Below are 25,540 nucleotides of genomic sequence, written 5' to 3' on the forward strand. Positions count from 1 at the left end.
AACAAAGGGTGCCTTTTATAGACACCCTTTGTTAATCATCACAAATAAAAATCAACCCATCCAACTACTTTCTCCTTACAACGCTCCCAGAAAGATAAGTTGTCAAAAAATGTTTCTGTCATCTCTTTCGAATCACCAATGTCTTGCGTTAACGCCTCATTCACTTGTGCTATGATAGGTCCACCGTGAATATATAAATTCATCTCATCATTTATATAGAAGCTACGTGCAGTTATGTTCGTTGTACCGATAACAGTTAATTCATTATCAATAAGCATTAACTTTCCATGAAACATCCCTTTTTTATAACCATACACAGTAATCCCGTTTTTAACAGCTTGACGGATGTAAGGATATGCCGCCTCTTTAATAAGAGGTATATCCGGTTTATATGACCAAAGTATTTTCACTATAACACCACGCTTTTGCGCTCCAATTAAAGCATTCATTAATTCTTTATTTTTCGCTATAAAATATGGTGTTGTAATGACAATTGAATGCTTCGCTTCTTTTATTAATTCGATATATTTTTCAGCGACGTGATGTCCATTGTAGCTAGCCATCGTATGTAATGTATTCCCTTTACTAGCTTTGTTCGTACTTCTTTTTATATTTTTTTTCGTATCTCGTTTCCAATCTAAAGCGAATTGCTCTTCTAAATCTTTTGCTCCTTCTCCTCTTATCCGTACATGATAATCACGCCAATATCCAAAACGCTTATCTTTCCCTAAATATTCATCTCCCATATTAAATCCACCCGTATAACCAATTTCTCCATCAATCGTCGTAATACGGCGATGATTCCGATGATGTATAGAATAAAATCCGAATGGCAACTCAGGTTTTCTACTATATGTAAAGTGAACACCGTTCTCTTTTAATTCATTTTTCACCTTTCTGTCAAAAGATAGATCATTAATTAAGTCGACCGACAAATATACGGTCACCCCTTCTCTCGCCTTCTGCATTAATAAATTTAAAAAAGTGTAACTACTTTTATCATCTGACAAAATGTAAAAATAAGTGTAAATGGAGCTTTTCGCTTTTTTAATATCTTCAAATAACTGCTCATATAATGATTTCCCTTCTACATATAATTGAAAGTCACTATAATGAGGAGCATACTCTGTCGGCATATTTTTCCCAGCTTCCATTTTCCGTCCGAGCGTAACGTCAATATGCATCCCAATTAAAACAAAAACGAATATACCAATAATAATAGAAGCAACTCGCAATATCTTTTTTATCATTTTAATTTCCTTCCGCTCAAATTACTTTCTAACCCGTAGTGTTTCATTAAAATAAATTTTCATTCAAAATGTATTTCCCACTTTTTTTGGATGTTACAAAGTTAAAGGAGAGCAGAATATGAAAATAAGAAAAACTCCTATTATTTTTATTCCAGGTCTTTTCGGTTCAATGAGTAATATTATTACCCCTGGTACTGGTAATTGGAGCTTTGGACTTTCTGCGTTTGTTTATGAACCATTCATCATGATGTTAGAAAGTATCGGCTTTGAACGAAATAAAAACTTGTTTATCTGTTTTTATGACTGGCGTCAGCGTATTGCTGTTTCTACTCAAAAATATTTATTAAAAACGATTGCTTACGTTAAAGAATTTACAGGGTGCGATAAACTAAATTTAGTTTGTCATAGTATGGGTGGACTTCTTGCACGTTCTTACGTTCAAAGTGAAGAATATGAAAATGATGTGGAGCAACTTATTATACTCTGTACACCAAACGCTGGATCTCCTTCCAATTATAGTTATTGGACTGGGGGTAGTCTCCCTGTTCATGCCTCTTCTAAAATAAATATTGTTCATTTTTATATGGAACAATATATTCATTACTTAAGCACCTTTCATAATATGGATAAAGTTAAAGCGATACACCTTTACTTTCCAGGTTTACAAGATGTTATTCCTTGTAAAGATTACGGAAAGTATTTATTTATAAAATCCGGCTCTTCTATTACATTTCTTCCTTATAGTAATATGCAAACGAAAAACCCTTTCCTCGATACATTAAATGAAAATAGATTTATTATACAGAAAAGAAATATTGAAACTACACTCATTGCAGGAGATGGAGTGGAAACAATTCAATATTTACAAGTCGTTCCCTCACATTCCAAGCTGAAATGGGCAGACGGAAAAGTTGTCGGTGATATACTTACAAAACACGGTGACGGTAACGCTGTATTGCATAGCGTTTTTCTTTTAGATGGCAATACATATATTGTGCATGCTTCACATAATGAAGTTCTCTACAAAAGCATTCCTATATTACAAAAGATACTCTAAATTACGAAAAAAAGGCGTGGCATTACGCCACACCTTTTCATTAAACAAAGTTCCTTGCATCATTATTTCTTCCAAACTTATAAATCGCAATTAAGAAGAACGCTATCGCAAAGGCGAATAAGATTAAAATATTTAAATACAAATCTGAAAACGGAATGCCTTGCTGTAATTTCGAAATCGTGTCCATTAGCCAGCGTTGCGGTAAAAAATTAGCTATTTTTTGTACCGTTTTCGGCATAATATCATATGGGAAATAGCATCCCGCTAATAAACATGTCGGTACAATAACGACATTTTGCATCGCATTTGAAGCAGTTGAACTTTTTGAAAAAGACACAATGACTAATGATAAACCAATTGCGATTAAAGCAAATATCATGAGTACACCAATCATCACTGTGAAAGGCATATTTATATTTGTATGGAAAACATACTTCATAAATAATACGGCAATTACAATCTGCACTGTTAGTATAATCATATTCACCGCGACATTAGATAATATAAATTTCTTTCCATCTATCGGTGTCGATAATAATCTAAAATACGTTCTGTTCTCTTTTTCTTTTAAAATAATTCCAGATAAATTCGCTGCCGAAAATAGCATAAACATGATAAGATAACCAATCGTTTGATTTGTCATATCCTTATTTTTCGAAGTATCTTCAAGTGTCTCTGCTTTTACTTTAAATGAACTTTTTTGATAACCAGCGTACATACTATCAAACGTACTTTGATCCGCCCCTGCCACTTTACTAATCGCAGCTATATTATTAACATAGTTATATAAATATGATTTTATAAATACTGTTACTTGATCACCTTTAATCGATGAAACTTCAATATGACTCGGTTTCCCTGCTCGAACACTTTCGGAAAAACCAGACTGTAATGTAATAACACCATCAAGTTTTTTTGAAATGAGTTTATCTTCCACTTCGGATTCCTTAATTTTACTAACATTTACATGATTGAGTCCTTCTAAAAATTTCACTGTATCATTTGCGATAGGCTGATTTTCTTTATTTATAACCCCAATATTTAACGTTCCTTGCCCTACATTACCATATATTGAAAAAGAAATTAGTGTTCCTATTATCGGCAAACTTACAATAAGTAATAATCCTTTTTTATTTTTAAAAAGCGCAGCTAATGTTTTTCGTATGAGCCATAAAATATCTTTCATATTACAGCCCCTCCCGTCTACGTAATGCGATAATCGCAATTAATAAAAAGATTGCTGAAATTCCAAGATTTAAAGAAATAACCGGCAGTGCTGCTCCTATGTCATTTGCATAAATAATTTTCATAATAGCTGTGTTGGCCCACGTTAATGGTGATAAATTCGTAACGACATTTTCTTCCACTACGAAATACGCACCACCAAAAATAGAAGCTAATTGCACAACAACCATAATAATTGCTCTAGATGCCTCACCTGTTTTTGTAATAAATCCGATTCCTAAACCGAAACTAATTGCTAGAAAGACTTCTGTTAGTAAAATAATAAATATGATTCCAAGATGGTCGCCCCAATTCGCTTGAAAAACAAATTTACTAAATATAACGACGAGTAATAGACAAAGTGCATTTGCTACAAGACTACCGAGCACTTTCCCAATGAAAATTTCAGCCTTACTTATAGGTGCTGCAATTAAACGATCTCCTGTTTTACGTACTCGTTCTCCTCGAATTAAAAAACTCGCCCCCATTGCCGCATACAATGCAATCATTGTCGTCATTACAACCGCATAGTAATCCATAGAACCTGGTTTTTTAGCAGCTTGTAAAGATGTTTCTTTAATATAATCATTATGATTTCCATTTGAAATAACTGTGCTAACCTTACTTGGATCTACTTTTGCAACTTCTGCCGCTACATTGTACTTATCAACAAATGTCGTAAGCATTCCTTCAACAATACTTCCCTCAATACTACTCCTGTCGCTTCCGTAAAATTCCGCACCATCTTTACTCAATTCTACATATGCAGCATATTTATTTTGCTTCACTTCTTCTTTCCCATCTATACCTTCGGAAGCTTTTTTAAAATGGATACCCGATTTATCGACCTCTTTCGTAAATGCTTCAAATGATTGAGAAAAAGTGCTTCCCGCTTCATCTTTGTATAGCACTTGTATGTCTTTAATCGAATGACTATCGCTATTAAATGCGTTACTTAACGCTGTTCCTAATACAAGCATAAGCACAATCGGAAATGCTAACATAAAAACTAAAGTTCTTACGTCCCTGAAATCTCTTTTAATGTGCATAACTGCAATATTGAAGATGTTCAATCGATGAACCTCCCTTTTCCTATTCTTACAATCACTTTATTTATCCCGTAAGTTTCTTCCGGTCAATGTAAGGAATACTGTTTCTAAATTCGGAGCCTGCTCTTCTAATGAACGAATTTCAATATCATGATTAATAAAGTGTTGAATAATTTTATTTAAATTATTTAATCCTGCATCAGAATTTACTTTGATTACGTTCTCTTCAATTTGAACAGCTTTCACACCGTTTATCTCTTTTAATTTTTCAACGTCTAGATTTTCTACTGACTTCACTTCAATCCAAATGTCTTTCGTATCGGTAATAATCGCTTTTAACTGTTCTTTCGTTCCTTCCGCAATTACTTTACCGTGATCTACAATTGCTATTTTCGTACAAATCTCTTCTACTTCTTCCATGTAGTGACTTGTATAAATAATCGTACTTCCCATTTCATTTAATTTTCGGACAGACTGAAGAATGTAGTTTCTTGACTGCGGATCAATTCCAACTGTCGGTTCATCCATAATAATTAACTTCGGTCTATGAGCGATTGCACAAGCGATATTCAGCCTTCTTTTCATCCCGCCAGAAAAGTTTTTCGGATAGCTTTTATGTTTATCACTAAGCCCCACAAATTGAAGCGCTTCCTCTACTCTCGCTTTTAGTTCAGCTCCTCTTAGTCCGTACAATCCGGCAAAGAATTTCACATTTTCATAGGCGGTTAGCTCTTCATATATTGCTATATCTTGTGGAACGATACCGATGTTCATTTTCGCAAATCGATTATTTTTCTTTATATTTTTTCCTAGTATGCTAATTTCACCTTCATTACTTCTTAACAAGCCAGCAATCATATTTATCGTTGTACTCTTACCAGCACCATTCGACCCTAAAAATCCAAATATTTCTCCTTCTTTAATAGATAAAGACATATTATCTACCGCGATGAAATCACCAAATTTTTTCGTTAAATTTTTAATTTCCAATGTGTTCATCATTTCACCCCTATTTCGGTTTCTCTGCTTTTAGTATAAACAAAAAGAATGAACCTGCTCAGTGCAGAAGTTCATTCTTTTCACATGAGATTATTCACTTTTTTCATATGAGATGATTCATCCTCGTCCTATTCCCTTATATCGGCAACAACATTGTTACTGAAAAACCACTTGTCCCATCCACAATAATTTTCCCGTTTACAGACGCTGTTCGCTCCTCCATCCCCATAATACCAAGGCCTTTTTTAACAAGAGTTGCCCCCTTACCATTATCCTTCACTTGTACTTTAACCACCTTGTTAAGTACATGAATATCTATTGAAATGACTGTCGCGTCGGCATATTTCATCGTATTTGTTAATGCCTCCGTAACATTTTCACCGATAATCTTCCATTGAATTGGAGAAATCATATCTAAGTTTCCTTTATATACGAAAGGAATGTTTACATCATGCTTACCGGCAAATTCCTCTATGAATAATTTCATACGATGAATTCCAATTTGTTCAGTTGGCGGCTTCATATTTTTCAATGTAATCCGAATGCTTTCAATGCCGTCTTTCGAAATATGAATTGCATTTTGTAATAACTCAGCAGATTTCACTTTATCTATTTCCATTAATCTCTTCGCTGCTTCCATTTGAATGAGTGCACCCGTCATCGAGTGACCAATTTTATCATGAATTTCTTGAGATAATCGATTTCTCTCCTCTAACTTAAATGTGTATTCTGATTGCCTTATGTAATCTTTATTTTCATTTAAGTTTTTCGTAAGTCTTTGTATGTCTTTTCTCATTTTATCATTTTGCATTTCGAGTTTTAATAATCGTGCTATATAGCGGTGGGCTATCGTTAAGGAAAAAAAACAAAATACACTAATAAGTCCATACGTCATTTGAATACCTTCACCTATAAAAATAATAGGAAGGATCATAATGAAAAAGATTAACCATTTCTTTTCTATACAATAATTTGCAATTTCATATAAGTTCAAAGGTAAAAACAAAATAAAAAACGGATGAACCCTCCACGTAAATAACATAACTACGCCAACTGATACGCAAATTAAAATCTTATTGTACGTATCTTTTTTCAATATGGAAATCATCACATTTATAGAAAGATATATAAGCAAAGTAAGTATAATCCACGGTAGGTTCGTAACATTTAAATGAATGTAGCTAAACACTATATATATAAAGACAATAAGTTTACTTACAGTTAACCAAAATTCCATATCATTAATCTACTTTCCCTGTTAAGTAATAAATCGCAATTTGTGTGCGATGTTCAAGTCCAGTTTTCCCTAAAACTGATGTAATATAATTTGCAATTGTTCCCTCAGATATAAAAAGTTGCTTCGAAATCTCTTTATTAGAGAAGCCTTTTGCAATTAATGCGATAATACTAAGCTCCCTTTCTGTAAAAAGGCTCTTATCTATTTTAGATTCCGCTTCTTTATTTTCTAGTAAATTACTCTTAATTTTATCAAGAACAACATCTTGCATAACAGTTTGTCCGTTATATACTCCTTTTATCGCATCACGAATACGCTCCGGATCGTTATTTTTTAATAAATAACCTTTCGCTCCGTTTTTCACTGCATCCAAAATATATTCATCATCATCAAACGTCGTTAAAATAAGCGGTTTCGTTTTTGTCTCTTCACAGATTAACTTCGTCGCCTCTACCCCGTTCATATTTGGCATACGAACATCTAAAAGTGCAATATCCACTTCATGTTTTTTACAATACGCTACAGCTTCTTTTCCATCATTTACAGTTTCTAATACTTCGAATTCTTCGTATGTATTTAAAATAATTTTCATGCCTTCTCTAATAAAAGAATTATCATCTGCTATTAATATTTTAATTTTCATGTTTGTTAGTATGGACCTTCCCCTACTAACATTCACATCCTTTCTCCGTGTAACATTTCCCACTTGCTCATTATATACTTCGCCTTACCATTTTTTCACACCTTTTTCATATAGCCCTCCTGCTAAAAATATATTATTCTTTTTTTACAACATGTGTAGGGTGACTTATCGTTTCTGACGTCTATATAATAGAATGCGTCAAAAAGGAGGGAGAGACCGATTGAGGAAAAACAATTAATTGAAAAAGCACAGCAAGGAAGCGAACATGCTTTTCGTATCCTTGTACAAACATATCGTCGTTATATTTTTCAAGTTATCTTTTCTATTTTAAGACATGAAGAAGATGCTAAAGATGTTACACAAGAAGTATTCGTAAAAATTCACACCTCTCTCCCTAATTATCAATTTCGCGGATTAAAAACGTGGATGGCACGTATTGCTACCAATCACGCTATTGATTATAAGAGGAAGAAAGCTAGAGAAAACGAAGAACTCTCCTTATGTAAAGAAACTGAGGAAAGTATAAAATCCTCTCATAACATTGAAGCTTTACTATTGACGAAAGAGCAAAAATTACTCATTGCTCAAAAACTAAGAGAACTGCCGGAAAATTACCGTGATGTTGTTCTCGCACATTATTTAGAAGAAAAGAGCTATCAAGAAATTGCTTTCCAGGAAAACATCGAAGTGAAAACGGTCGAAATGAAACTGTATCGGGCAAGAAAATGGATTAAAAAACATTGGAAGGAGGAAGAGTTTCTATGATGCATTATTCAAAAGAAGATTGGCACAAGTATACATTAGATGTTATAGCAAGCAATGAACGTGAATCTATGGAAGAACACCTTTATGAATGTGATCATTGTTTAGCACTTTATATGGAAAGTATTGATGAACAACATGAAAACCTTCCAATGATAAATGATGATTCATTTACGGACGAAGTTATATCGCAAATTAATTTTGAAACGTTACAGCCTAATGAAAATATGAAATCAAACCAGCTAAAGCGTACGATTATTCACTACATAATTGCGACGGCGGCTACAATTATTTTTATGGTAAGTGGTTTATTCCATTATATTTTTACAGCGACATCAAATTTCGAGAAATCTTCGAAACACAATGAGACTTCTATCTCACAACAAATTGTAAACAAAGCAGTGGACACATCAAAAAAGGACGGAGGTTTAAAGCATGAATAAAAACCCCTTTTTAGCACTTGTATTAGGGCTAATCCCCGGGCTTGGACATTTATATTTAAAGAAATTTGGACGTTTTATTCTATATAGCGGAGGAGCTTTATTTCTATTTATCGCTACAGCAGGTATTACAGTTCTCTACGGAGATCATAGAATTATTTTTCTCCTTCTATTTTTATTTACAGCTTTATGGACAATCAATTTAATTGACTTAGTCATTACTCTTATAAATCAATCACGAAAGCAAGATGCAGAACAAAATCCAGAAACCACTAAAGAAAGCGAACGATTTTACATCATTCTTTTATCAATTATTCCTGGACTTGGACATTTTCAATTAGGACTTATGCAGCGTGGTCTTACATTTTTAGTTGCATGCACAGGCTTAGGTAGCATGATTGTATTTGTTACATTACTAACTCATCAAGGAAGTTTCCTTATCTTTCTTATTACGCTACCTGTTTTATGGATTTATAATTTCTTCGATGTCGTTCAGCAACTACAGAAAAAAGAACGTGGCGAGCAACTAGATGATCGCACTATTTTCGAAGATTTTGAAGAACATCGAGAACAAGGAAAGAAAAGTAAAACATTTGCTTCTATTTTAGCGATGTTCCCTGGAGCAGGACATATGTATTTAGGTTTACAGCGCCGTGGTCTTCAGCTTATGGCAGCCTTTTTACTATCTATTTATTTACTCGATTTATTACGACTCTCTGCCTTCTTATTTTTAGTACCAATCATTTGGTTTTATAGCTTTTTTGATGCGTTACAACAAACTGCAAAATACGGAAAAGAACGCGTACATGACGAACCTATCATTGATTATTTTATAAATCATCAAAGATGGATCGGTATCGGATTAATTACATTCGGTGGTTATTATTTATTAGATCAAACAGTCCTTCCTATTTTGAATGATTACTTTGCAACTATATTTAATATTCATCTTAGCGAACTATATTATCGCTATTTCCAAACATCTATCGTGGCACTACTCTTAATTGGTGGCGGCTTTAAATTATTACTTGGAAATAAAGAAAACAAAGGTGGTACAAAAGAATGAGAACATGGCGCGTTGGAACATTCTCAATGGGAATTTCTATTATTTTATTAGGTTGTTTCTTACTATTTTCAGTCGTAAAAGGCGTTCAAGCATTAGATACATTAACAGCATGGTGGCCTGTTTTACTTATCATACTTGGCGCTGAAATTTTACTATACCTTCTATTTTCTAAGAAGGAACATTCATTTATTAAATATGATATTTTTAGTATTTTCTTTATCGGCGTTTTAGGAAGTGTTGGAATTGCTTTTTACTGCTTACTATCAACTGGACTACTAGAAGAAGTTCGTCATTCTATTAACACAACTAGGCAAACGAGTAATATTCCAGACGGACAACTTGATATACCTGAATCTATCAAAAAAATCGTAGTGGATGCGGGGCATCACCCTCTAACAATAGAAGGAAACAACACAAATCAGGTTCATCTTCTTGGGACATATGAAATGACGACGAAAGCAAATGAAAAACTCAATTTGAAACGAGAGGATTTCCTTTCAGTTCAAACAGCTGGAGAAACGATGTATATAACTTTAAAATCATTACCGGTTCAGCATACGTTATTTAACTCAGCACCACAGGTGAAACAAACACTCGTTCTTCCGCAAAATAAAAATGTAGAGATCCGTGCTTCAAATAACGAACTATCTCTTTATCCAGGTCAATTACAAAACAATTGGTTTGTACAAGAAAATTCAAATGTATCTGTTCATTTAGCAAAAGAAAGTGATGTATCATTAATCGCCATAACAAACAAAAAAGAAGCTCACGGAAACACACCTTGGGAACAAGTAGAAGATTTAACGAAAAAGAAAATAATTCTTCAGAAGAAAATCCACAATTAAACGAACAAGAACATTGGTATAAAAACTCGATAAAAACAGGAAATGGGACGTACAAATTAAATATTGAGAAAGCTTATAATATAAATATGAGTGTTATCGAAAAATAAGAAACCTTCCACAATTGTGGAAGGTTTTTCTCATATAATCGCTTTTATTCCTTCTAAAACTAATCCAATCATAAAACCACAAACAGCCCCATTCACACGAATCCACTGCAAATCTTTACCGACATTATTTTCAATCATTTCGATTAATGTTTTATCATCTAACTTATCAAGGTTTTCTTGCACAAGCTTTCCAATTTTCGAATGATTTTTTTCAACAATATTAACCACTTGTTTTTGTAACCAATCTTCTATTTTTTGAACGGTCAGTTCGTCTTCTTTTATTTTATTCATTTGTGTTTGTAAGAATGGAACAACATATTTATCGGCAAATTCTTCATTTTTCACAAAGGTAACTGCCCTACTCTGTACTTGCTCTAGCATCTCTTTTATTTTGTCAGTAGCATCCCAATTTGCAATCCATTTTTCTTTCCAATTCTCTAATTCCTGCAGTAAAGATTCATTTTCTTTTACATTTATAATTTCTTGACGAATTTTCGCTAATATAAGTTGTCTTGTGCTATTATCCGCATCTTGTAAGCTGTTAATATTGCTAATAATAAACTTCTGCAAAATACCGCCAATTTTATCTTCATCTACAATATTCATAAACGATTTCAAAGTAAACTGTAAGAATCCATCTACTTTTATGTTTTCCATCGCCTTCATGCCTAAGCTTCCGAGCTGGTAACGCGCTTCATCTTGCGCTGTCCAATCTTTCACTTTTACTAATATGTAATCAAGTGTCTTTTCATCATATTCTTGCACAACTAATTGATCCACGAGAACTTGTAATATGTTACTTGTGTTAATTGTATGCAAATATGTTTTTAATTCTTTTTCAATAATAACTGCTAATTTTTCCGTATCTATTTGAAGAATCGCTTTCTCAGCAATTGTTACAATCCCTTTTTTCACAGCATCAGACTGCATTTCTTTCTCAGCAATTTGCAGTACCATTTGTGCTAGCTGCATTTCTTTTACTTTACTTGTAATACTTTCTTTCGTCAGCCATTCATTTTCTAACGTAGAAACGAGTCCCTTTGTTACCCGCTTCCGATTTTTAGGTAATAATGCTGTATGTGGAATTGGAATTCCCAACGGATGACGGAATAAAGCTGTAACCGCGAACCAATCCGCAAGTCCACCAACTAACCCTGCTTCAAATCCACCTTGAATAATCTCCCCTGCTACCGTTCCTTGAAAAGGGATAGAAGCCGCAAAACCTACGCCCATAACCCCAAGCGAAATACCCGCTATATATTTTGTCTGTAATGACATCGTATACACACATCCTCTTATTATGTAAAATAAAGCTCTTTTGTTATATTTATTCGATATTAGTTATCCTTTATATCTATACTATAAAGAACTAATGTGAAAATAACAAAGATTTTTATGTACATGAAAAAATGAGGCTTTAGATTGCCTCATTTTTCGTTACTCTGCTATTGTTAATTCCAAACCTTTCTTATAATACCCATTCATCACATCTTGCGGAACCATACTCCCAACGTCATATATCTTACCATTAGATTTGGATTTTTAACGGACCTTCGAATGAGTTGGATGTTTGTTTCTAAACCTTCAATAAAGCCATCATGTGAACCCCTTAATACTTTTTCACTTAAAGGCTCTTGAATCGCCCTCTTTTCAACAGATGAAGTATGGAAAACAGCTGCGTAGTTCTTATCTTCAGAAACGAAAATAGAATATCCATCTAAAAGTAAGCTAGTGACATCATATAAGTTATCGATTTTCTTGTCACATATGATTTCATCATTACTGCTATTAATACGAGTTAAAAATTTATCGGAGATTTTTTCTAAATCGACCAGGGATTCAATAAAAAGCAGACAACCACGTTCAGGTAAATCATGAATAATGAGATCTTCTGTATGAACAAGTGAACTTTTGATAAAAAGTATGTTGTCATCTACTTTAGCAGAGAAAGATTTTATTTCTTCGTTTTGGAAGTTTTCACATTCATTCACACTTTTCACTTTTTTCATCCATTTTCTAAACATGAAAAAACATCCTTTATCCATTTTTTAACAATTTATAGTAGTATTTTCAGTACAAATAAGGATTATTCCATTTAATAACATGGATGCGTTTACCTTATTTTTACTTTCCGAAAAATGTAAAAAGAAGTTAGTATTTAAACCAACTTCTTCTTTTACAATAACCGATAGTCCATCAATTAATTTACATAAATCTGTTGTCCCTTGTGCAAGATATGCTTTTTCAATTGTGATTTCTGATATCGTTGTCAATTCTCCAAAATAATTTCATTTTTATTTACTCCAAGTTGCGTTAAAACGATACCCTAATCCGCGTAATGTTTCAATTGCATTTTCAATACCAAGTTCATGGAATTTCTTACGAAGGCGTGTAATGTTTACATTAAGGGTATTTTCATCAACGAATCTTTCATCATCCCAAAGTGCAGCTAATAAATCATCACGGTTTGCTGTACGTGGGTGTTTTGATAATAGCATTTCCGCTAAGATTGCTTCTTTCTTTGTAAGAAGGACTTGTTCATTTCCGAAGTGAATCTCTGGTCGTTCTGGGTATAGTTTTAAACCTTCTACTTCTACAATACGCTCCGATATGTTTGGTGCATAATCTCCATACATTCGGCGTAATTGACCTTTAAGCTTTGCCATAACAACATCGTAGTAGAATGGCTTTGTAATATAATCATCCGCACCGCTTTCAATTGCCATAATTTGTTCCATCTCACCAGCACGTGCAGAAATGAAAATAATCGGGCAATTAGATTCATGACGAATTTGACGACACCAGTAGAAACCATCGAACTTCGGCAAGTTTACATCTAGAAGCACTAGGTGAGGTTTCAAGCTATTAAAAGCAGCCATAATATCATCAAAGTTATCAGCAACAACAGCTTTATAACCGTATTTTTGAATGTGAGACTGCAGTAAAGATGAGATATTTGGATCGTCTTCAACGATTAAAATTTTATACATAATTATTCCTCCTAAAAACAATTGTAGCTATAATGTACTATTAACCTGTTTATACTTTTTTCAAACTTTGCAACAGAACCGAATAATCTAAGTTTCTATCATTATCTTCTTTATTTGTTTGAAACGCTTCCAAACATCGATTTAAACAATAAAGTGGAAACGGATAAAGTCTTGCCGTGGTCAACGGATGTACCTTTTAGATGCAGAGTTCCGAAAAAAAGTGAAATAAACAAAAAATAACTCCAAAATCAACTTTTATTGTATGTTTTGGAGTTACTTTACGTTTAATTTTCTAATTCTTAGTCCTCTTTCGAAAGAACAATTCCTTTATACAATTGAACTGTAATGAAGTAGTAAATTGCGTAAATGACTACGAAAATTACAATTGGAATCCAAACACGGAAGTACGGATTAAGTACAAAACCTTTAAACATGTTCATACCTACTAATACGTGAACGATACCCACAATTGCTGGGAATAAGAACACTAAAAATAATTCTTTATAAATTGATTTTGTTAATAATTCACGGCGCACACCAATTTTACGAAGCATTTGATAACGCGTAATATCGCTTGATGCACCAGATAGAATTTTAAACATTAAACAGCTTGCCATCATTGCTAAGAAAGCAATCCCTAAGAAGAAGCCCATAAATACTGTCCCACTCGAAAAACCGTAAATGTCATTATACATCGCGTATTTACTTATTTGAGAACTGTGTACATGTTCATCTTTATATTTAATTAACTGCAACTCGTCAATTTGTTTCCATTCTTTTTTGTATGTTAAGAAATCATCTGTTTTTCCAATGAATACTGTACCATCTGTACCTTTCAAGCCATCATACATTTTTTGATCGACAATTTTAATTGTTCGATTAGGATGAACATAAGGTGGTTCCAGCGTTTTGAAAGCATACTTCCATTCTGGCGAATTTCCGGAAAAATCTCCTAGTGGTAGTTCTTCAGAAGCTCTTTTTTTCACCTTAGCAGGATCTTTCGTTCCTGCTTTAATTTTTTCCATATCTTGTACGAAAGGACGATTTTTCTCTAAATCTTCTTTTACATAATAAACGTATTTATCATCTGTCTTATAGCGGTATTCGCTTTTCTCTTTAAATGTAATACCATCTAAGATTTTCTTTTCTTCTGCTGTTGGGTTATGAACCACTGAATCATATATTGCAAAACCATCAACAGTTTGCATAACATTATTTTTAAAAGCCATACCAACTGAAATTGATCCCGCTCCAAGCGCAACTAACATTGCTACTGTCGCTAGTACTTTTGTTAAGCTATTAATGCGGAAATTTAACTGCGCAAATGTAAAAACATTCAGTCCTTTTTCAGTACGTTTTTTATTACTTTTCAGCTTTTTAATAATAAGGGGTAGGAACGTTCCAAATAACATATAAGTTCCAAACGTTACAGTAAATAACGCAATAAAAATCCCTTTTTCCTCTAACTTACCTATATTAATCATAGAAGCATAGCCAATTGCTAATAAAATAATCCCCAATACTGCAAAGATAACAGTCTTCGCACCTTTTACAGAAACACGATCTGTTTGTGCATTTGCATGTACAAGTTGCAGAACTGTAATACGTGATAATTTGATACTATTCATAATTGCAGATAACACAAATAGTGCAAAGAAGAAGATGCAAGTAGTATTCATTGACGGAACATAAAACGCTTCATAACCGCCTCCAGTAAACTCAAGCTGCTTCATAAGTAATTGACCAATTCCTTGCGAAAGTCCTACACCAACTACGATTCCAATTACAAGAGATGCTACTCCAATAATGATTGTTTCCATGAACATAAGCAACGTAATCTTCTGTTTTTTTGCTCCTAACATCATATACATACCAAATTCTTTTTGACGAAGTGATAGCAAGAAAGAATTCGCATACAAAACGTAGAAAAATGTGATGATCGCTAGTAGTACTGTACCAGCATGGAAGACGAATACAATATGACCAATAGTAGAATTGGATTTAAGAAACGCTTCATTAAGTCCCAGCGTTTGAAACATGTAAAAAATTGAAATTGATATGACAAGACCAACAAGTAAGACGATATAGTCCTTCAGCTTACTTTTTAGTCCTGACATAGAAAGCTTAACTAACATGCTTGAACCTCCTTTCTTATGCTTTTTGTGTACCTAAGTCTGCAAGTACATCTAAAATCTCTTTATAGAACGCTTCACGCGTACCAGTGCGGTGAATTTCTTTATATAACTCTCCGTCTTGAATGAATAAAATGCGCTGACAGTAACTTGCACTATATGGATCGTGAGTAACCATCATGATTGATACACCTTGTTCTTCATTTAAGTTTGTCATCGCATCAAGTAAACTCGTTGCATTTTTAGAATCAAGTGATCCTGTCGGCTCGTCTCCTAAAATAATTGCTGGTTCATGCACAAGTGCACGCGCTGCTGCTGAACGCTGTTTTTGTCCACCAGATACTTCAGACGGATACTTTTGAAGTATTTCTGTAATTCCTAGCATACCCGCTACTCTCTCGACTTTTGGTCCAATATTACGTGATGGAACACCTTGAAGAGATAGTGGAAGTGCGATATTTTCATAAATAGATAGATTTTCTAGTAAGTTAAAGTCTTGGAAGATAAATCCTAATTTTTGTGAACGAAAATCAGAAAGCTCACCTTGTTTCATCTTTGTAATATCCGTACCGGCAATTTCAACAACACCGCCCGTTGCTTTATCTAATGTTGAAATGACATTTAGTAACGTTGTTTTCCCTGAACCAGATGGTCCCATAATTCCAACGAATTCTCCCTCTTCAATCGAGAATGACACTCCTTTTAACGCATGTGATTGGTTCTCACCTTTTTTGCCGTACACTTTTTGAACGTTTTTTACATCTACAACTGGTTTACTCATCGTTGTCCTCCTAAGCTTGTTTTTACTTTTCTTATTCTGCGCCTTTTCGGCATAATCTGCCACGGATTAACATAACATTAACCTTACATTTTTGTTATGTTAACGCATCTCGAAAGACGATAGGAAAGACGTGTAACTTTTCCAACATTCACTTGGATCTGCATCTAATAATGGTGTAGATGCACCTCTTACCGTTACACTGACTGGTATTTTCAGAAGAAGATTTTAAAAATAGAAAAGGACTTGACCTTTAAGGCCAAATCCTTTTTATCTCTATTATTTCGCAGCTAGTTTTTCTTTCACTTTCGCAGGTAGTTCTGTTTCCTTTACTTCTTCGTAATTCTTAACGAAGTGATTTCCTTCAGAATCTGTTGATTTTAATACATTTACACGAAGAAATATGGGAGTTTCAGACTTCTTATCAAATAAAGAAAAAGTAACCTTTTCTTTTTCGCCATCTTTATTATATGCATTTAATTTATACTCATTTGTTGTTGGCTGCTGTTGTTTATCTTCATTACCTTGAACCTGCACATAATATTCTTTTGCTGTCGCCTTTTCATATAAACCGACTAGTTCCTCTTTTTGCCATACTGCAAAAAAAATTAAAAATAATACAAAAATCCCTAAATATTTTTTCATAGTAACATTCCTTCGCTTTCACTTGATTACATAATCGATTTAGCATGTATCCTTCAATTGAGGGATTCATTTTTCTTACATTAACATTACAATTTTGTAATATCTAAACGTACAATGGTATTGTGAGACTTCTAATATAGAAGTCTCACAATACCATTATTTTACTGCTAATTTTTCTTTCACTTTCGCAGGAAGCTCGTCCTTCTTCACTTCTTCCCAAGATGATACACCTTCTTTACCTTCTTTATCAGAGTAGTAGACGCGTAGGAATGCTTCTTTACGAAGGTTTTTTTGAGCATTGAATTCTAATTCTTTTTCTTTACCTTCTTTATCAAATCCAGTTAACTTATACTTAAAGTCTTTTGATGTGTTGCCTTCATAAGTTGTTTCAATTCCATCCGTTTTAATTTGAACATAATATTCATCTTTACCCATACGATTAAGATTACAACCTGCTAACAGGCTTGCAAATACGACTAAAATACTAAAAAGTGCGATATATCTTTTCAATTCCTTCACCTCATATGTTTTTGTTGTTTTCTAATTCTTAGTCCTCTTTCGGAAGAACAATGCCTTTATACAATTGAACTGTAATGAGGTAGTACATTGTGTAAATGACTACGAAAATTACAATTGGAAGCCAAATACGGAAGTACGGATCGACTAGGAAGGTCGAGAAGATGTTCATACCCACTAGTACGTGTACAATCCCGACAATCGCTGGGAATAAGAATACTAAGAATAATTCTTTATAAATTGATTTTGTTAATAATTCACGGCGCACACCAATTTTACGAAGCATTTGATAACGCGTAATATCGCTTGATGCACCAGATAGAATTTTAAACATTAAACAGCTTGCCATCATCGCTAAGAAAGCAATCCCTAAGAAGAAGCCCATAAATACTGTCCCACTCGAAAAACCGTAAATGTCATTATACATCCCGTATTTACTTATTTGAGAACTGTGTACATGTACATCTTTATATTTAATTAACTGCAACTCGTCAATTTGTTTCCATTCTTTTTTGTATGTTAAGAAATCATCTGTTTTTCCAATGAATACTGTACCATCTGTACCTTTCAAGCCATCATACATTTTTTGATCGACAATTTTAATTGTTCGATTAGGATGAACATAAGGTGGTTCCAGCGTTTTGAAAGCATACTTCCATTCCGGTGAATTTCTAGAAAAATCTCCTAGTGGTAATTCTTCAGAAACTCTTTTTTTCAACTTAGCAAGATCCCTTACTCCTGCTTTCATCTTTTCCCTATCTTGTACGAAAGGACGATTTTTCTCTAAATCTTCTTTTACATAATAAACGTATTTATCATCTGTCTTATAGCGGTATTCGCTTTTCTCCTTAAATGTAATACCGTCTAATATTTTCTTTTCCTCAGCTTTCGGATTATGAATCGCAACATCATAAATCTCAGCAACATCTACAGAAAGCGCTACGTTATTTTGAAACGCCATACCACCTGAAATTGCTCCCGCTCCAAGCGCAACTAACATCGCTACTGTCGCTAGTACTTTTGTTAAGCTGTTAATACGAAAGTTTAACTGTGCAAATGTAAAAGCATTCAGTCCTTTTTCAGTACGCTTTTTATTACTTTTCAGCTTTTTAATAATAAGGGGTAGGAACGTTCCAAATAACAGGTAAGTTCCGGGCGTTACAGTAAATAACGCATAAAAAATCCCAGATTTTCTTAACTTATCCATGTAAATCATAGAAGCATAGCCAATTGCTAATAAAATAATTCCCAATATCGCAAAGATAACAGTCTTCGCACCTTTTACAGAAACACGATCTGTGTTTGAATCTGCATGTACAAGTTGCAGAACTGTAATACGTGATAATTTGATACTATTCATAATTGCAGATAACACAAATAGTACAAAGAAGAAGATGCAAGTAACAGTCATTGACGGAACATAAAATGCTTGATAACCGCCTCCAGTAAACTCAAGCTGCTTCATAAGTAATTGACCAATTCCTTCTGCAAGTCCTACACCAACTACGATTCCAATTACAAGAGATGCTACTCCAATAATGATTGTTTCCATGAACATAAGCAACGTAATCTTCTGTTTTTTTGCTCCTAACATCATATACATACCAAATTCTTTTTGACGAAGTGATAGCAAGAAAGAATTCGCATACAAAACGTAGAAAAATGTGATGATCGCTAGTAGTACTGTACCAGCATGGAAGACGAATACAATATGACCAATAGTAGAATTCGATTTAAGAAACGCTTCATTAAGTCCCAGCGTTTGAAACATGTAAAAAATTGAAATTGATATGACAAGACCAACAAGTAAGACGATATAGTCTTTCAGCTTACTTGTTAGTCCTGACATAGAAAGCTTAAATAACATACCTGAACCTCCTTTCTTATGCTTTTTGTGTACCTAAGTCTGCAAGTACATCTAAAATTTCTTTGTAGAACGCTTCACGCGTACCCATGCGGTGAATTTCTTTATATAACTCTCCATCTTGAATGAATAAAATGCGCTGACAGTAACTCGCACTATATGGATCGTGCGTTACCATCATGATTGATACGCCTTGTTCCTCATTTAAGTTTGTCATCGCATCAAGTAAACTCGTTGCATTTTTAGAATCAAGTGATCCTGTTGGCTCGTCTCCTAAAATAATCGCTGGCTCATGCACAAGTGCACGTGCCGCTGCTGAACGCTGTTTTTGTCCACCAGATACTTCAGATGGATACTTTTGAAGAATTTCTGTAATTCCTAACATACCCGCTACTTTCTCAACTTTTGGTCCAATATTACGTGACGGAACACCTTGAAGCGAAAGTGGCAGTGCAATATTTTCATAAATAGATAGGTTTTCTAACAAGTTAAAATCTTGGAAAATGAATCCTAATTTTTGTGAACGGAAATCAGAAAGCTCACCTTGCTTCATCTTTGTAATATCCGTACCCGCAATTTCAACAACGCCGCCCGTTGCTTTATCTAATGTTGAAATTACATTTAACAATGTTGTTTTACCAGAACCAGATGGTCCCATAATTCCAACAAACTCACCCTCTTGAATTGAGAATGAAACACCTTTTAACGCATGTGATTGGTTCTCACCTTTTTTACCGTACACTTTTTGGACGTTTTTTACGTCTACAACTGGTTTGCTCATATATATCCTCCTACACTTTTTCCTTTCCCTATTCTGCGCTTTTTCGAAGGAATCTGCCACGGATTAACATAACATTAACCTTACATTTTTGTTATGTTAACGCATCTCGAAAGACGATATAAAACAGCAAAATAAATATCCTGTCCCTTAGCGTACAAGGAACAGGATATTTCATGTCTAAATTGTGTCCAAACGAACCATTTTCTTTTTTTGATATGGTGACCCTTAATATGTTAGGGACTCTTATTTTGGATGATAAATCTTGAAATTGGATTTGAGCAGTTTCTTTTTTATTTGATTAGAAATGAAGAAAGCCCAGTGAATAATTGCCTTTGAATATAAAAAATTTATATTAACCCAACAAAAAGATAAATAGCAGTTCCCCAGATAAATATGGCGGAGCATTTATTAAATATGTTCATTACATTTCCTGTACTATCTAGCTTTTTCATAATTGTACCAGCAATCGTTAATCCAAAGAACCAAATCCAAGATACTGTAATACATGCGATTGTAAACAAGACTTGTTCCGTTCCAACATATTTTAATGCACTTGTCCCAATAACACCGATTGTATCTAAGAGGGCATGAGGATTTAACAAAGAAACTGATAAAGCAAAGATAACTTGTTGACGGATTTGTAATGCTTTATTTGTCTCGCTATTGTTGGGTTTAGACTTCCAAATAGCATAGCCCATGTAAAGTAAAAATAAAATTCCAGCAGTCATTAGACTAAGTCGTAGCCATTCAAATTGTAAAACAATAACAGATAGTCCAAAGACAGCTATAAGAATTAAAAATGTGTCACATAGTGCAGCTGTAATAGTTGCTGGAAGTGCTCGAATGAGTCTTGGCTGTGTAGCTCCTTGTGAAAATACAAATACATTCTGTACTCCTAAAGGTAAAATAAGTCCAAATGCTAAAATGATTCCATGAATAATGGCTTCCATATAATCAACTCCCTTTCAATTACTATCGTACTATGATACAACTAAAAGAAAACAACCAATTGGATGGTTTTTTATCCACCCAATTCAAGAGAGGATTATATGGACTGGAAACCAAATCGTCATTCTCATTTGACTGTTCAAGAACAAATTGTAGATTGGATAAAATCTCATATTGAACGAGGAGATTGGACTGTTGGAACAAAGATTCCAACACAACGTCAGCTAGCAACGCAATTTCATGTGAACCGAAGTACAGTGCAGCTTGCACTTGATGAATTAAAAGCAGATGGTTTGCTTGAATCAAAAATGGGGTCAGGAATATTTGTAGCTAATAATTCGTGGAGTGTACTTTTGAATAAAGCTCAACCGAATTGGCAGCAACACATTGAATCAAGTATTCATAAACCAAACTATCATACGATTCAACTCATTAATGAATACGAACAAATGGATCATATTATCCGTCTTGGAACAGGTGAATTATCCCCTGATTTACTCCCAACGAAACAAATTGAACAGTCGCTAAAACAAATTTCACTTGAATCAAAGGCAATTGGCTACTCATCACCACAAGGAAGTGAAAAACTTCGAGAAATTTTATGTAGTTATTTAAAAAAACGTGGCATTCAAACAAGACCAGAAAACATTTTAATTGTTTCAGGGGCACTTCAAGCGCTTCAATTAATTGCATTTGGGTTATTAGAAGAAGGATCCATTGTTTTCCAAGAACAATCTTCTTATTTGAATTCTGTGCACCCTTTTCAATCAGCCGGAATGCGTATGATTACAGTTTCAAAAAATGGACATTTAACAGCCAATCTTCGCGCACTTAAAAGAAAAAAACAATCTTTATTTTATTGTGTACCAACATTAAACAATCCGACAGGATATAATTGGTCGATGGAAGAGAAGAAAAAACTATACAATGCGTGCAATGATCTACAAATCCCGATTATTGAGGATGATGTGTATCATGAACTATTATTTGAATCATCTTTCCCTGCCATGAAATCATTTGATACATCAGGGCAAGTGCTCTATATCGGTAGTGTATCCAAAACGTTAAGTCCAGGGTTGCGGATTGGTTGGATTGTTGCACCTTCACCTGTAATTAAGCAATTAGCTGACATTAAAATGCAAACGGATTATGGTTCCAGCGCCTTTTCTCAAGAAATCGTCTCGCACTGGATATCATCGGGATTATATGAAAAGAACCTGATTAAACTTCGTGAACAACTGAAAAGAAGAGCTACATTTGTAGAAGGAATATTAGAACAGCAATTTCAAAAAGTCGCTACATGGAAAAAGTCTGAGGGTGGTTTCTATATATGGCTCAGGTTTCATGAGCCCATTGTAAATAAGGCGTTATTTCTAAAGTTACTTAAACAAAATGTTCTGATCAATCCAGGTTATATATATGAACCCGGCGATTTACATCATATTCGTCTTTCCTATGCGTATGCATCATTTGAAGAATTAGAAAAAGGATTAAAAATTTTACTAGAACTAATCTAAATTAACATCCATCCGATTCACAATTAAATATACCGATATACAAAATAGCTAAGTAATAAAAACGGTATGAAAAGAATTTCTATTCTTTTCATACCGTTTTAAATTTGTTATAAGTTTCATACGAAATACGAGGAAAGATGGCAGCATCTCTTTTATAAATAAGGCTCAAAAGTTACCATATCTGATAAAGGAAATATTAATGTAACTCTAGTTCCTTTATTCACTTCAGATTCAATACCAATTTTCAATCCTAATTTTGAGCACAGTTTTTCGCATAGATACAAGCCCATTCCTGTACTTTTGCTAAATCTCCTTCCATTCTCTCCAGTAAATCCTTTTTCGAAAACTCTATTTATATCTTTAGGTAGTATCCCTACTCCATTATCCTCTATGGTTAGTATTACGGAGTTAGCTTTCTTAATTGAATATATACGTATCATTGATTCTTTGTTATTTGAGTACTTTATAGAATTTCCTATTATTTGATTGATAATAAATTCAACCCATTTCCCATCACTATATACGATTTCATCAATATCCTGTATATCTAATTTTATTCTCTTATGAATAAAATCCCTATAGTTTCTTTTAATTACATTCCTTACTACATTATCAAGGTTGATTGGCTTTATAATATAGTCTTTATTAACGTTATTGCTTCGAGAATAATACAGAACCTGTTCTACAAATCCCTCGATTCGATCCATTTGAGAGTCAATTTTATTAGTTACTTCATTTTGATTATTTTCAATTATTAGCTTTGTAGAAGCTATTGGTGTCTTAATTTCATGCACCCATGTCTCTATATATTCTCTGTAATCCATTTGCATATCTCTATATTTTTTTACATTTTCATGCATATCCCTACTAATTTCTCTAAGTATAGAATTAATTTTTTCCCCATGTATAAAATTTGTTTCCTCTACTACCTCTGGAAGTAGGTACTTTTTATCTAAATTTTCTAATATACCATTAATCTCATTATAATAATTTTTACATTTTATAAATTCTATAGCCATATATGAAATCAATGGAAAAAACCAAATACAAAAAGCAAAAAATATTATAATGAACTGAACATCCGCCATCAGCAATATACTAGCCAGTATAATAAATATCAGTACATTAGATACTATTACTAACATTTTATCTTTAATAAATTCACCTATATTCATGGCATTATATACCCTAACCTTCTTCTTGTTTCAATTGGATTTTCTATACCTATCTCTTCAAGCTTCTTTCTTAGTCTATTTATATTAACAGTTAAGGTGCTATCATCCACAAAATAATCAGATTTCCATAAGGATTCCATAAGTGAATCTCTTTTTACAATATTACCGCGATTATTCATTAAACAGGAGAGTATCTTCACTTCATTTTTCGTTAACTCTACAGACTTGTCTTGATAAGTAACCGTTGCATTCGAAAGGTTCAAATTAAAATCTTTATAATGCAAGAGGCTATTCGTCTTTACGCCTCCATGTGCTCTTCTTAAAATACTTGTTACTCTTGCTAATAATATTTCTGTATTATAAGGCTTTGTTATAAAATCGTCTGCTCCTAAATTCATACTCATTAGCTCATCAACATCACTATCTCTGCTTGTAACCATTATAATTGGAACATCTGAAGTTTTACGTATTTCTCTGCATATGTAATAGCCATCGAACACAGGAAGATTTATGTCTAGCAATATAAGGCTCGCATTTTCATTTTCTACATATTCAATAATATGATTGAAATCTACGGGAGCCTTTACTTCATATCCATACTTATTTAAAAAAATTTGTAACTCTTCTCTTATAATTTCATCATCTTCAATGAGAATGATTTTTTTCATGACTGTTCCCTCCCTATATAGAATATAAGGCTATTACATCTTGAGAAACAAGATGTAATAGCCTTAATGAGCATTATAAAATCAAGTATTGCTTTTTACAATATTTTTATACCCAATATATGTGGTATAGAAGTATCCTGCATAAATTACAATAAAGATTAACACAGTCATGAACGCTGAAAAACTTATATCTGCATTTTCATACAAATTTATATAATTATTGACTACATAAATTCCAGTTACTGAATGAATTAAGGCAAGCATAACTGGAAGACTAAAATAAACTAAAGTCTGAATGAAAATTGTTTTATCAATCATTTTTCTAGTTGACCCAATTCTCTTTAAAGATTTATATCTCTCTATACTATCACTGGCTTCTGATAATTGTTGAAGAGCTAACACAGCCATACTCGTTATTAAAAATACAATACCTAAATATAAGCCAATAAACAGTATGATGGTTGATATCCCCTTATTTTTTTCAAAAACACTATCCTTTGATACACCATATACAAATCTAATATTCATATGTCGATCTTTATTATAATAATTAAATCCCGCTTCAATTTGATCATATTTTTTATTATAACTTTCTCTATTTCCATCTAAATAATTTACATTAAGTACGGATGTGGAAATTTTCCCTCCTGATAAAACCTCATCATTGGTAACAATTGTGAATATAGTAGTTAACCTATTCATAGTTTGAAGGTTTTCTTGTATAGCTTTAGAATTTTTTACTACATACTCTTTTCCTTTTATTAGTTATTTTATTTACTATTTTCTAACTTTCTATTATTCGGATTATTTCAACCTGTTAGATAAAAGTAAAACTTACATTATTCCC

The 25,540-nt window shown here is 33.3% G+C and carries 24 protein-coding genes and 2 pseudogenes; 6 read left to right on the forward strand and 20 right to left on the reverse strand.

All coding sequences use genetic code 11. From position 1 onward, the window contains the following. Nucleotides 1–38: 38 nt before the first annotated feature. A complete protein-coding gene (gene cls, locus CDB3_RS15425; protein WP_128855110.1) occupies nucleotides 39–1,250 on the reverse strand; it encodes a cardiolipin synthase in 1,212 nt (403 codons plus the stop codon). A 118-nt stretch (nucleotides 1,251–1,368) separates the two neighbouring features. On the opposite strand from cls, the gene CDB3_RS15430 reads away from it, so the two are divergent. Beyond that, nucleotides 1,369–2,307 (forward strand): esterase/lipase family protein, encoded by a 939-nt coding sequence (locus CDB3_RS15430; protein ID WP_128855111.1) that lies wholly within the window; start codon nucleotides 1,369–1,371, stop codon nucleotides 2,305–2,307. A 40-nt stretch (nucleotides 2,308–2,347) separates the two neighbouring features. On the opposite strand, the gene CDB3_RS15435 is transcribed toward CDB3_RS15430, so the two are convergent. From CDB3_RS15435 to CDB3_RS15455, 5 genes are all read right to left on the reverse strand, one after another. Further along, nucleotides 2,348–3,493 (reverse strand): ABC transporter permease, encoded by a 1,146-nt coding sequence (locus tag CDB3_RS15435; RefSeq protein ID WP_128855112.1) that lies wholly within the window; start codon nucleotides 3,491–3,493, stop codon nucleotides 2,348–2,350. A gap of 1 nt (nucleotide 3,494) precedes the next feature. Further along, on the reverse strand, nucleotides 3,495–4,604 hold the full coding sequence (locus CDB3_RS15440) for an ABC transporter permease (protein ID WP_128855113.1): 1,110 nt from the start codon (nucleotides 4,602–4,604) through the stop codon (nucleotides 3,495–3,497). 36 nt (nucleotides 4,605–4,640) lie between these two features. Beyond that, entirely contained in the window at nucleotides 4,641–5,579 is a 939-nt protein-coding gene (locus CDB3_RS15445) for an ABC transporter ATP-binding protein (protein ID WP_097831562.1), read from the reverse strand. 136 nt (nucleotides 5,580–5,715) lie between these two features. Further along, entirely contained in the window at nucleotides 5,716–6,816 is a 1,101-nt protein-coding gene (locus tag CDB3_RS15450) for a sensor histidine kinase (protein WP_128855114.1), read from the reverse strand. 4 nt (nucleotides 6,817–6,820) lie between these two features. Beyond that, nucleotides 6,821–7,459, reverse strand: coding sequence for a response regulator transcription factor (locus CDB3_RS15455; protein ID WP_097831564.1), 639 nt, complete (start codon nucleotides 7,457–7,459; stop codon nucleotides 6,821–6,823). A gap of 276 nt (nucleotides 7,460–7,735) precedes the next feature. On the opposite strand from CDB3_RS15455, the gene CDB3_RS15465 reads away from it, so the two are divergent. The 4 genes and pseudogenes from CDB3_RS15465 to exsE all read left to right on the forward strand — a co-directional run bounded on the left by CDB3_RS15465 (nucleotide 7,736) and on the right by exsE (nucleotide 10,679). Next, entirely contained in the window at nucleotides 7,736–8,224 is a 489-nt protein-coding gene (locus CDB3_RS15465; RefSeq protein ID WP_128855116.1) for an RNA polymerase sigma factor, read from the forward strand. Next, nucleotides 8,221–8,664 carry a hypothetical protein gene (locus CDB3_RS15470; RefSeq protein ID WP_128855117.1) on the forward strand — a complete coding sequence of 148 codons (444 nt, stop codon included), beginning with the start codon at nucleotides 8,221–8,223 and terminating at the stop codon, nucleotides 8,662–8,664. Before CDB3_RS15465 ends, CDB3_RS15470 begins: the two co-directional genes overlap by 4 nt. After that, on the forward strand, nucleotides 8,657–9,727 hold the full coding sequence (locus CDB3_RS15475; RefSeq protein WP_128855118.1) for a hypothetical protein: 1,071 nt from the start codon (nucleotides 8,657–8,659) through the stop codon (nucleotides 9,725–9,727). Before CDB3_RS15470 ends, CDB3_RS15475 begins: the two co-directional genes overlap by 8 nt. Continuing rightward, nucleotides 9,724–10,679: pseudogene (gene exsE, locus CDB3_RS15480) on the forward strand (exosporium protein ExsE). The gene CDB3_RS15475 and the pseudogene exsE overlap by 4 nt, the downstream one beginning before the upstream one ends. Before the next feature lie 30 nt (nucleotides 10,680–10,709). Here exsE and CDB3_RS15485 read toward each other — a convergent pair. The 11 genes from CDB3_RS15485 to CDB3_RS15540 form a co-directional block, all read right to left on the reverse strand. After that, on the reverse strand, nucleotides 10,710–11,957 hold the full coding sequence (locus CDB3_RS15485) for a DUF445 domain-containing protein (protein WP_128855119.1): 1,248 nt from the start codon (nucleotides 11,955–11,957) through the stop codon (nucleotides 10,710–10,712). A 206-nt stretch (nucleotides 11,958–12,163) separates the two neighbouring features. Continuing rightward, nucleotides 12,164–12,724 carry a spore germination protein gene (locus CDB3_RS15490; protein WP_128855120.1) on the reverse strand — a complete coding sequence of 187 codons (561 nt, stop codon included), beginning with the start codon at nucleotides 12,722–12,724 and terminating at the stop codon, nucleotides 12,164–12,166. A 3-nt stretch (nucleotides 12,725–12,727) separates the two neighbouring features. Beyond that, complete coding sequence (locus CDB3_RS15495; RefSeq protein ID WP_128855121.1) at nucleotides 12,728–12,952, reverse strand: hypothetical protein; 225 nt, start codon at nucleotides 12,950–12,952, stop codon at nucleotides 12,728–12,730. A gap of 21 nt (nucleotides 12,953–12,973) precedes the next feature. Next, nucleotides 12,974–13,669 carry a response regulator transcription factor gene (locus CDB3_RS15500; RefSeq protein ID WP_128855122.1) on the reverse strand — a complete coding sequence of 232 codons (696 nt, stop codon included), beginning with the start codon at nucleotides 13,667–13,669 and terminating at the stop codon, nucleotides 12,974–12,976. 299 nt (nucleotides 13,670–13,968) lie between these two features. Then, nucleotides 13,969–15,804 carry an FtsX-like permease family protein gene (locus tag CDB3_RS15510; RefSeq protein WP_128855123.1) on the reverse strand — a complete coding sequence of 612 codons (1,836 nt, stop codon included), beginning with the start codon at nucleotides 15,802–15,804 and terminating at the stop codon, nucleotides 13,969–13,971. A 16-nt stretch (nucleotides 15,805–15,820) separates the two neighbouring features. Next, complete coding sequence (locus tag CDB3_RS15515) at nucleotides 15,821–16,582, reverse strand: ABC transporter ATP-binding protein (RefSeq protein WP_128855124.1); 762 nt, start codon at nucleotides 16,580–16,582, stop codon at nucleotides 15,821–15,823. Between the two features lie 276 nt (nucleotides 16,583–16,858). Further along, a complete protein-coding gene (locus CDB3_RS15520) occupies nucleotides 16,859–17,224 on the reverse strand; it encodes a YxeA family protein (protein ID WP_128855125.1) in 366 nt (121 codons plus the stop codon). A gap of 156 nt (nucleotides 17,225–17,380) precedes the next feature. Continuing rightward, complete coding sequence (locus CDB3_RS15525) at nucleotides 17,381–17,743, reverse strand: YxeA family protein (protein ID WP_179139710.1); 363 nt, start codon at nucleotides 17,741–17,743, stop codon at nucleotides 17,381–17,383. Nucleotides 17,744–17,771: 28 nt separating this feature from the next. Continuing rightward, nucleotides 17,772–19,607, reverse strand: coding sequence for an FtsX-like permease family protein (locus tag CDB3_RS15530; protein WP_128855127.1), 1,836 nt, complete (start codon nucleotides 19,605–19,607; stop codon nucleotides 17,772–17,774). Between the two features lie 16 nt (nucleotides 19,608–19,623). Continuing rightward, complete coding sequence (locus tag CDB3_RS15535) at nucleotides 19,624–20,385, reverse strand: ABC transporter ATP-binding protein (protein WP_128855128.1); 762 nt, start codon at nucleotides 20,383–20,385, stop codon at nucleotides 19,624–19,626. A 347-nt stretch (nucleotides 20,386–20,732) separates the two neighbouring features. Next, on the reverse strand, nucleotides 20,733–21,335 hold the full coding sequence (locus CDB3_RS15540; protein ID WP_128855129.1) for a LysE/ArgO family amino acid transporter: 603 nt from the start codon (nucleotides 21,333–21,335) through the stop codon (nucleotides 20,733–20,735). 99 nt (nucleotides 21,336–21,434) lie between these two features. Here CDB3_RS15540 and CDB3_RS15545 point away from each other — a divergent pair, with 99 nt between their 5' ends. Beyond that, on the forward strand, nucleotides 21,435–22,850 hold the full coding sequence (locus CDB3_RS15545; RefSeq protein WP_128855130.1) for an aminotransferase-like domain-containing protein: 1,416 nt from the start codon (nucleotides 21,435–21,437) through the stop codon (nucleotides 22,848–22,850). Between the two features lie 152 nt (nucleotides 22,851–23,002). On the opposite strand, the gene CDB3_RS15550 is transcribed toward CDB3_RS15545, so the two are convergent. The 3 genes and pseudogenes from CDB3_RS15550 to CDB3_RS15560 all read right to left on the reverse strand — a co-directional run. Beyond that, a complete protein-coding gene (locus tag CDB3_RS15550) occupies nucleotides 23,003–24,025 on the reverse strand; it encodes a sensor histidine kinase (RefSeq protein ID WP_128855131.1) in 1,023 nt (340 codons plus the stop codon). Beyond that, complete coding sequence (locus CDB3_RS15555) at nucleotides 24,022–24,693, reverse strand: response regulator transcription factor (protein ID WP_128855132.1); 672 nt, start codon at nucleotides 24,691–24,693, stop codon at nucleotides 24,022–24,024. The genes CDB3_RS15550 and CDB3_RS15555 overlap by 4 nt, the downstream gene beginning before the upstream one ends. An 81-nt stretch (nucleotides 24,694–24,774) precedes the next feature. Then, nucleotides 24,775–25,455, reverse strand: a pseudogene (locus CDB3_RS15560) (FtsX-like permease family protein); the annotation flags it as partial. Between the last annotated feature and the right edge of the window lie 85 nt (nucleotides 25,456–25,540).

The sequence above is a fragment of the Bacillus sp. CDB3 genome (assembly GCF_002081505.1).
In the GTDB taxonomy this organism is placed as follows: Bacteria; Bacillota; Bacilli; order Bacillales; family Bacillaceae_G; genus Bacillus_A; species Bacillus_A cereus_AT.

What these genes read in the sequence shown, in the direction of transcription:
- CDB3_RS15555 (WP_128855132.1), bottom strand. Translation starts at nt 24,693, where the DNA reads ATGAAAAAAATCATTCTCATTGAAGATGATGAAATTATAAGAGAAGAG.
- cls (WP_128855110.1), bottom strand. Translation starts at nt 1,250, where the DNA reads ATGATAAAAAAGATATTGCGAGTTGCTTCTATTATTATTGGTATATTC.
- CDB3_RS15430 (WP_128855111.1), top strand. Translation starts at nt 1,369, where the DNA reads ATGAAAATAAGAAAAACTCCTATTATTTTTATTCCAGGTCTTTTCGGT.
- CDB3_RS15500 (WP_128855122.1), bottom strand. Translation starts at nt 13,669, where the DNA reads ATGTATAAAATTTTAATCGTTGAAGACGATCCAAATATCTCATCTTTA.
- CDB3_RS15535 (WP_128855128.1), bottom strand. Translation starts at nt 20,385, where the DNA reads ATGAGCAAACCAGTTGTAGACGTAAAAAACGTCCAAAAAGTGTACGGT.
- CDB3_RS15450 (WP_128855114.1), bottom strand. Translation starts at nt 6,816, where the DNA reads ATGGAATTTTGGTTAACTGTAAGTAAACTTATTGTCTTTATATATATA.
- CDB3_RS15490 (WP_128855120.1), bottom strand. Translation starts at nt 12,724, where the DNA reads ATGGATAAAGGATGTTTTTTCATGTTTAGAAAATGGATGAAAAAAGTG.
- CDB3_RS15515 (WP_128855124.1), bottom strand. Translation starts at nt 16,582, where the DNA reads ATGAGTAAACCAGTTGTAGATGTAAAAAACGTTCAAAAAGTGTACGGC.
- CDB3_RS15545 (WP_128855130.1), top strand. Translation starts at nt 21,435, where the DNA reads ATGGACTGGAAACCAAATCGTCATTCTCATTTGACTGTTCAAGAACAA.
- CDB3_RS15530 (WP_128855127.1), bottom strand. Translation starts at nt 19,607, where the DNA reads ATGTTATTTAAGCTTTCTATGTCAGGACTAACAAGTAAGCTGAAAGAC.
- CDB3_RS15485 (WP_128855119.1), bottom strand. Translation starts at nt 11,957, where the DNA reads ATGTCATTACAGACAAAATATATAGCGGGTATTTCGCTTGGGGTTATG.
- CDB3_RS15475 (WP_128855118.1), top strand. Translation starts at nt 8,657, where the DNA reads ATGAATAAAAACCCCTTTTTAGCACTTGTATTAGGGCTAATCCCCGGG.
- CDB3_RS15455 (WP_097831564.1), bottom strand. Translation starts at nt 7,459, where the DNA reads ATGAAAATTAAAATATTAATAGCAGATGATAATTCTTTTATTAGAGAA.
- CDB3_RS15435 (WP_128855112.1), bottom strand. Translation starts at nt 3,493, where the DNA reads ATGAAAGATATTTTATGGCTCATACGAAAAACATTAGCTGCGCTTTTT.
- CDB3_RS15540 (WP_128855129.1), bottom strand. Translation starts at nt 21,335, where the DNA reads ATGGAAGCCATTATTCATGGAATCATTTTAGCATTTGGACTTATTTTA.
- CDB3_RS15445 (WP_097831562.1), bottom strand. Translation starts at nt 5,579, where the DNA reads ATGAACACATTGGAAATTAAAAATTTAACGAAAAAATTTGGTGATTTC.
- CDB3_RS15550 (WP_128855131.1), bottom strand. Translation starts at nt 24,025, where the DNA reads ATGAATATAGGTGAATTTATTAAAGATAAAATGTTAGTAATAGTATCT.
- CDB3_RS15520 (WP_128855125.1), bottom strand. Translation starts at nt 17,224, where the DNA reads ATGAAAAAATATTTAGGGATTTTTGTATTATTTTTAATTTTTTTTGCA.
- CDB3_RS15470 (WP_128855117.1), top strand. Translation starts at nt 8,221, where the DNA reads ATGATGCATTATTCAAAAGAAGATTGGCACAAGTATACATTAGATGTT.
- CDB3_RS15510 (WP_128855123.1), bottom strand. Translation starts at nt 15,804, where the DNA reads ATGTTAGTTAAGCTTTCTATGTCAGGACTAAAAAGTAAGCTGAAGGAC.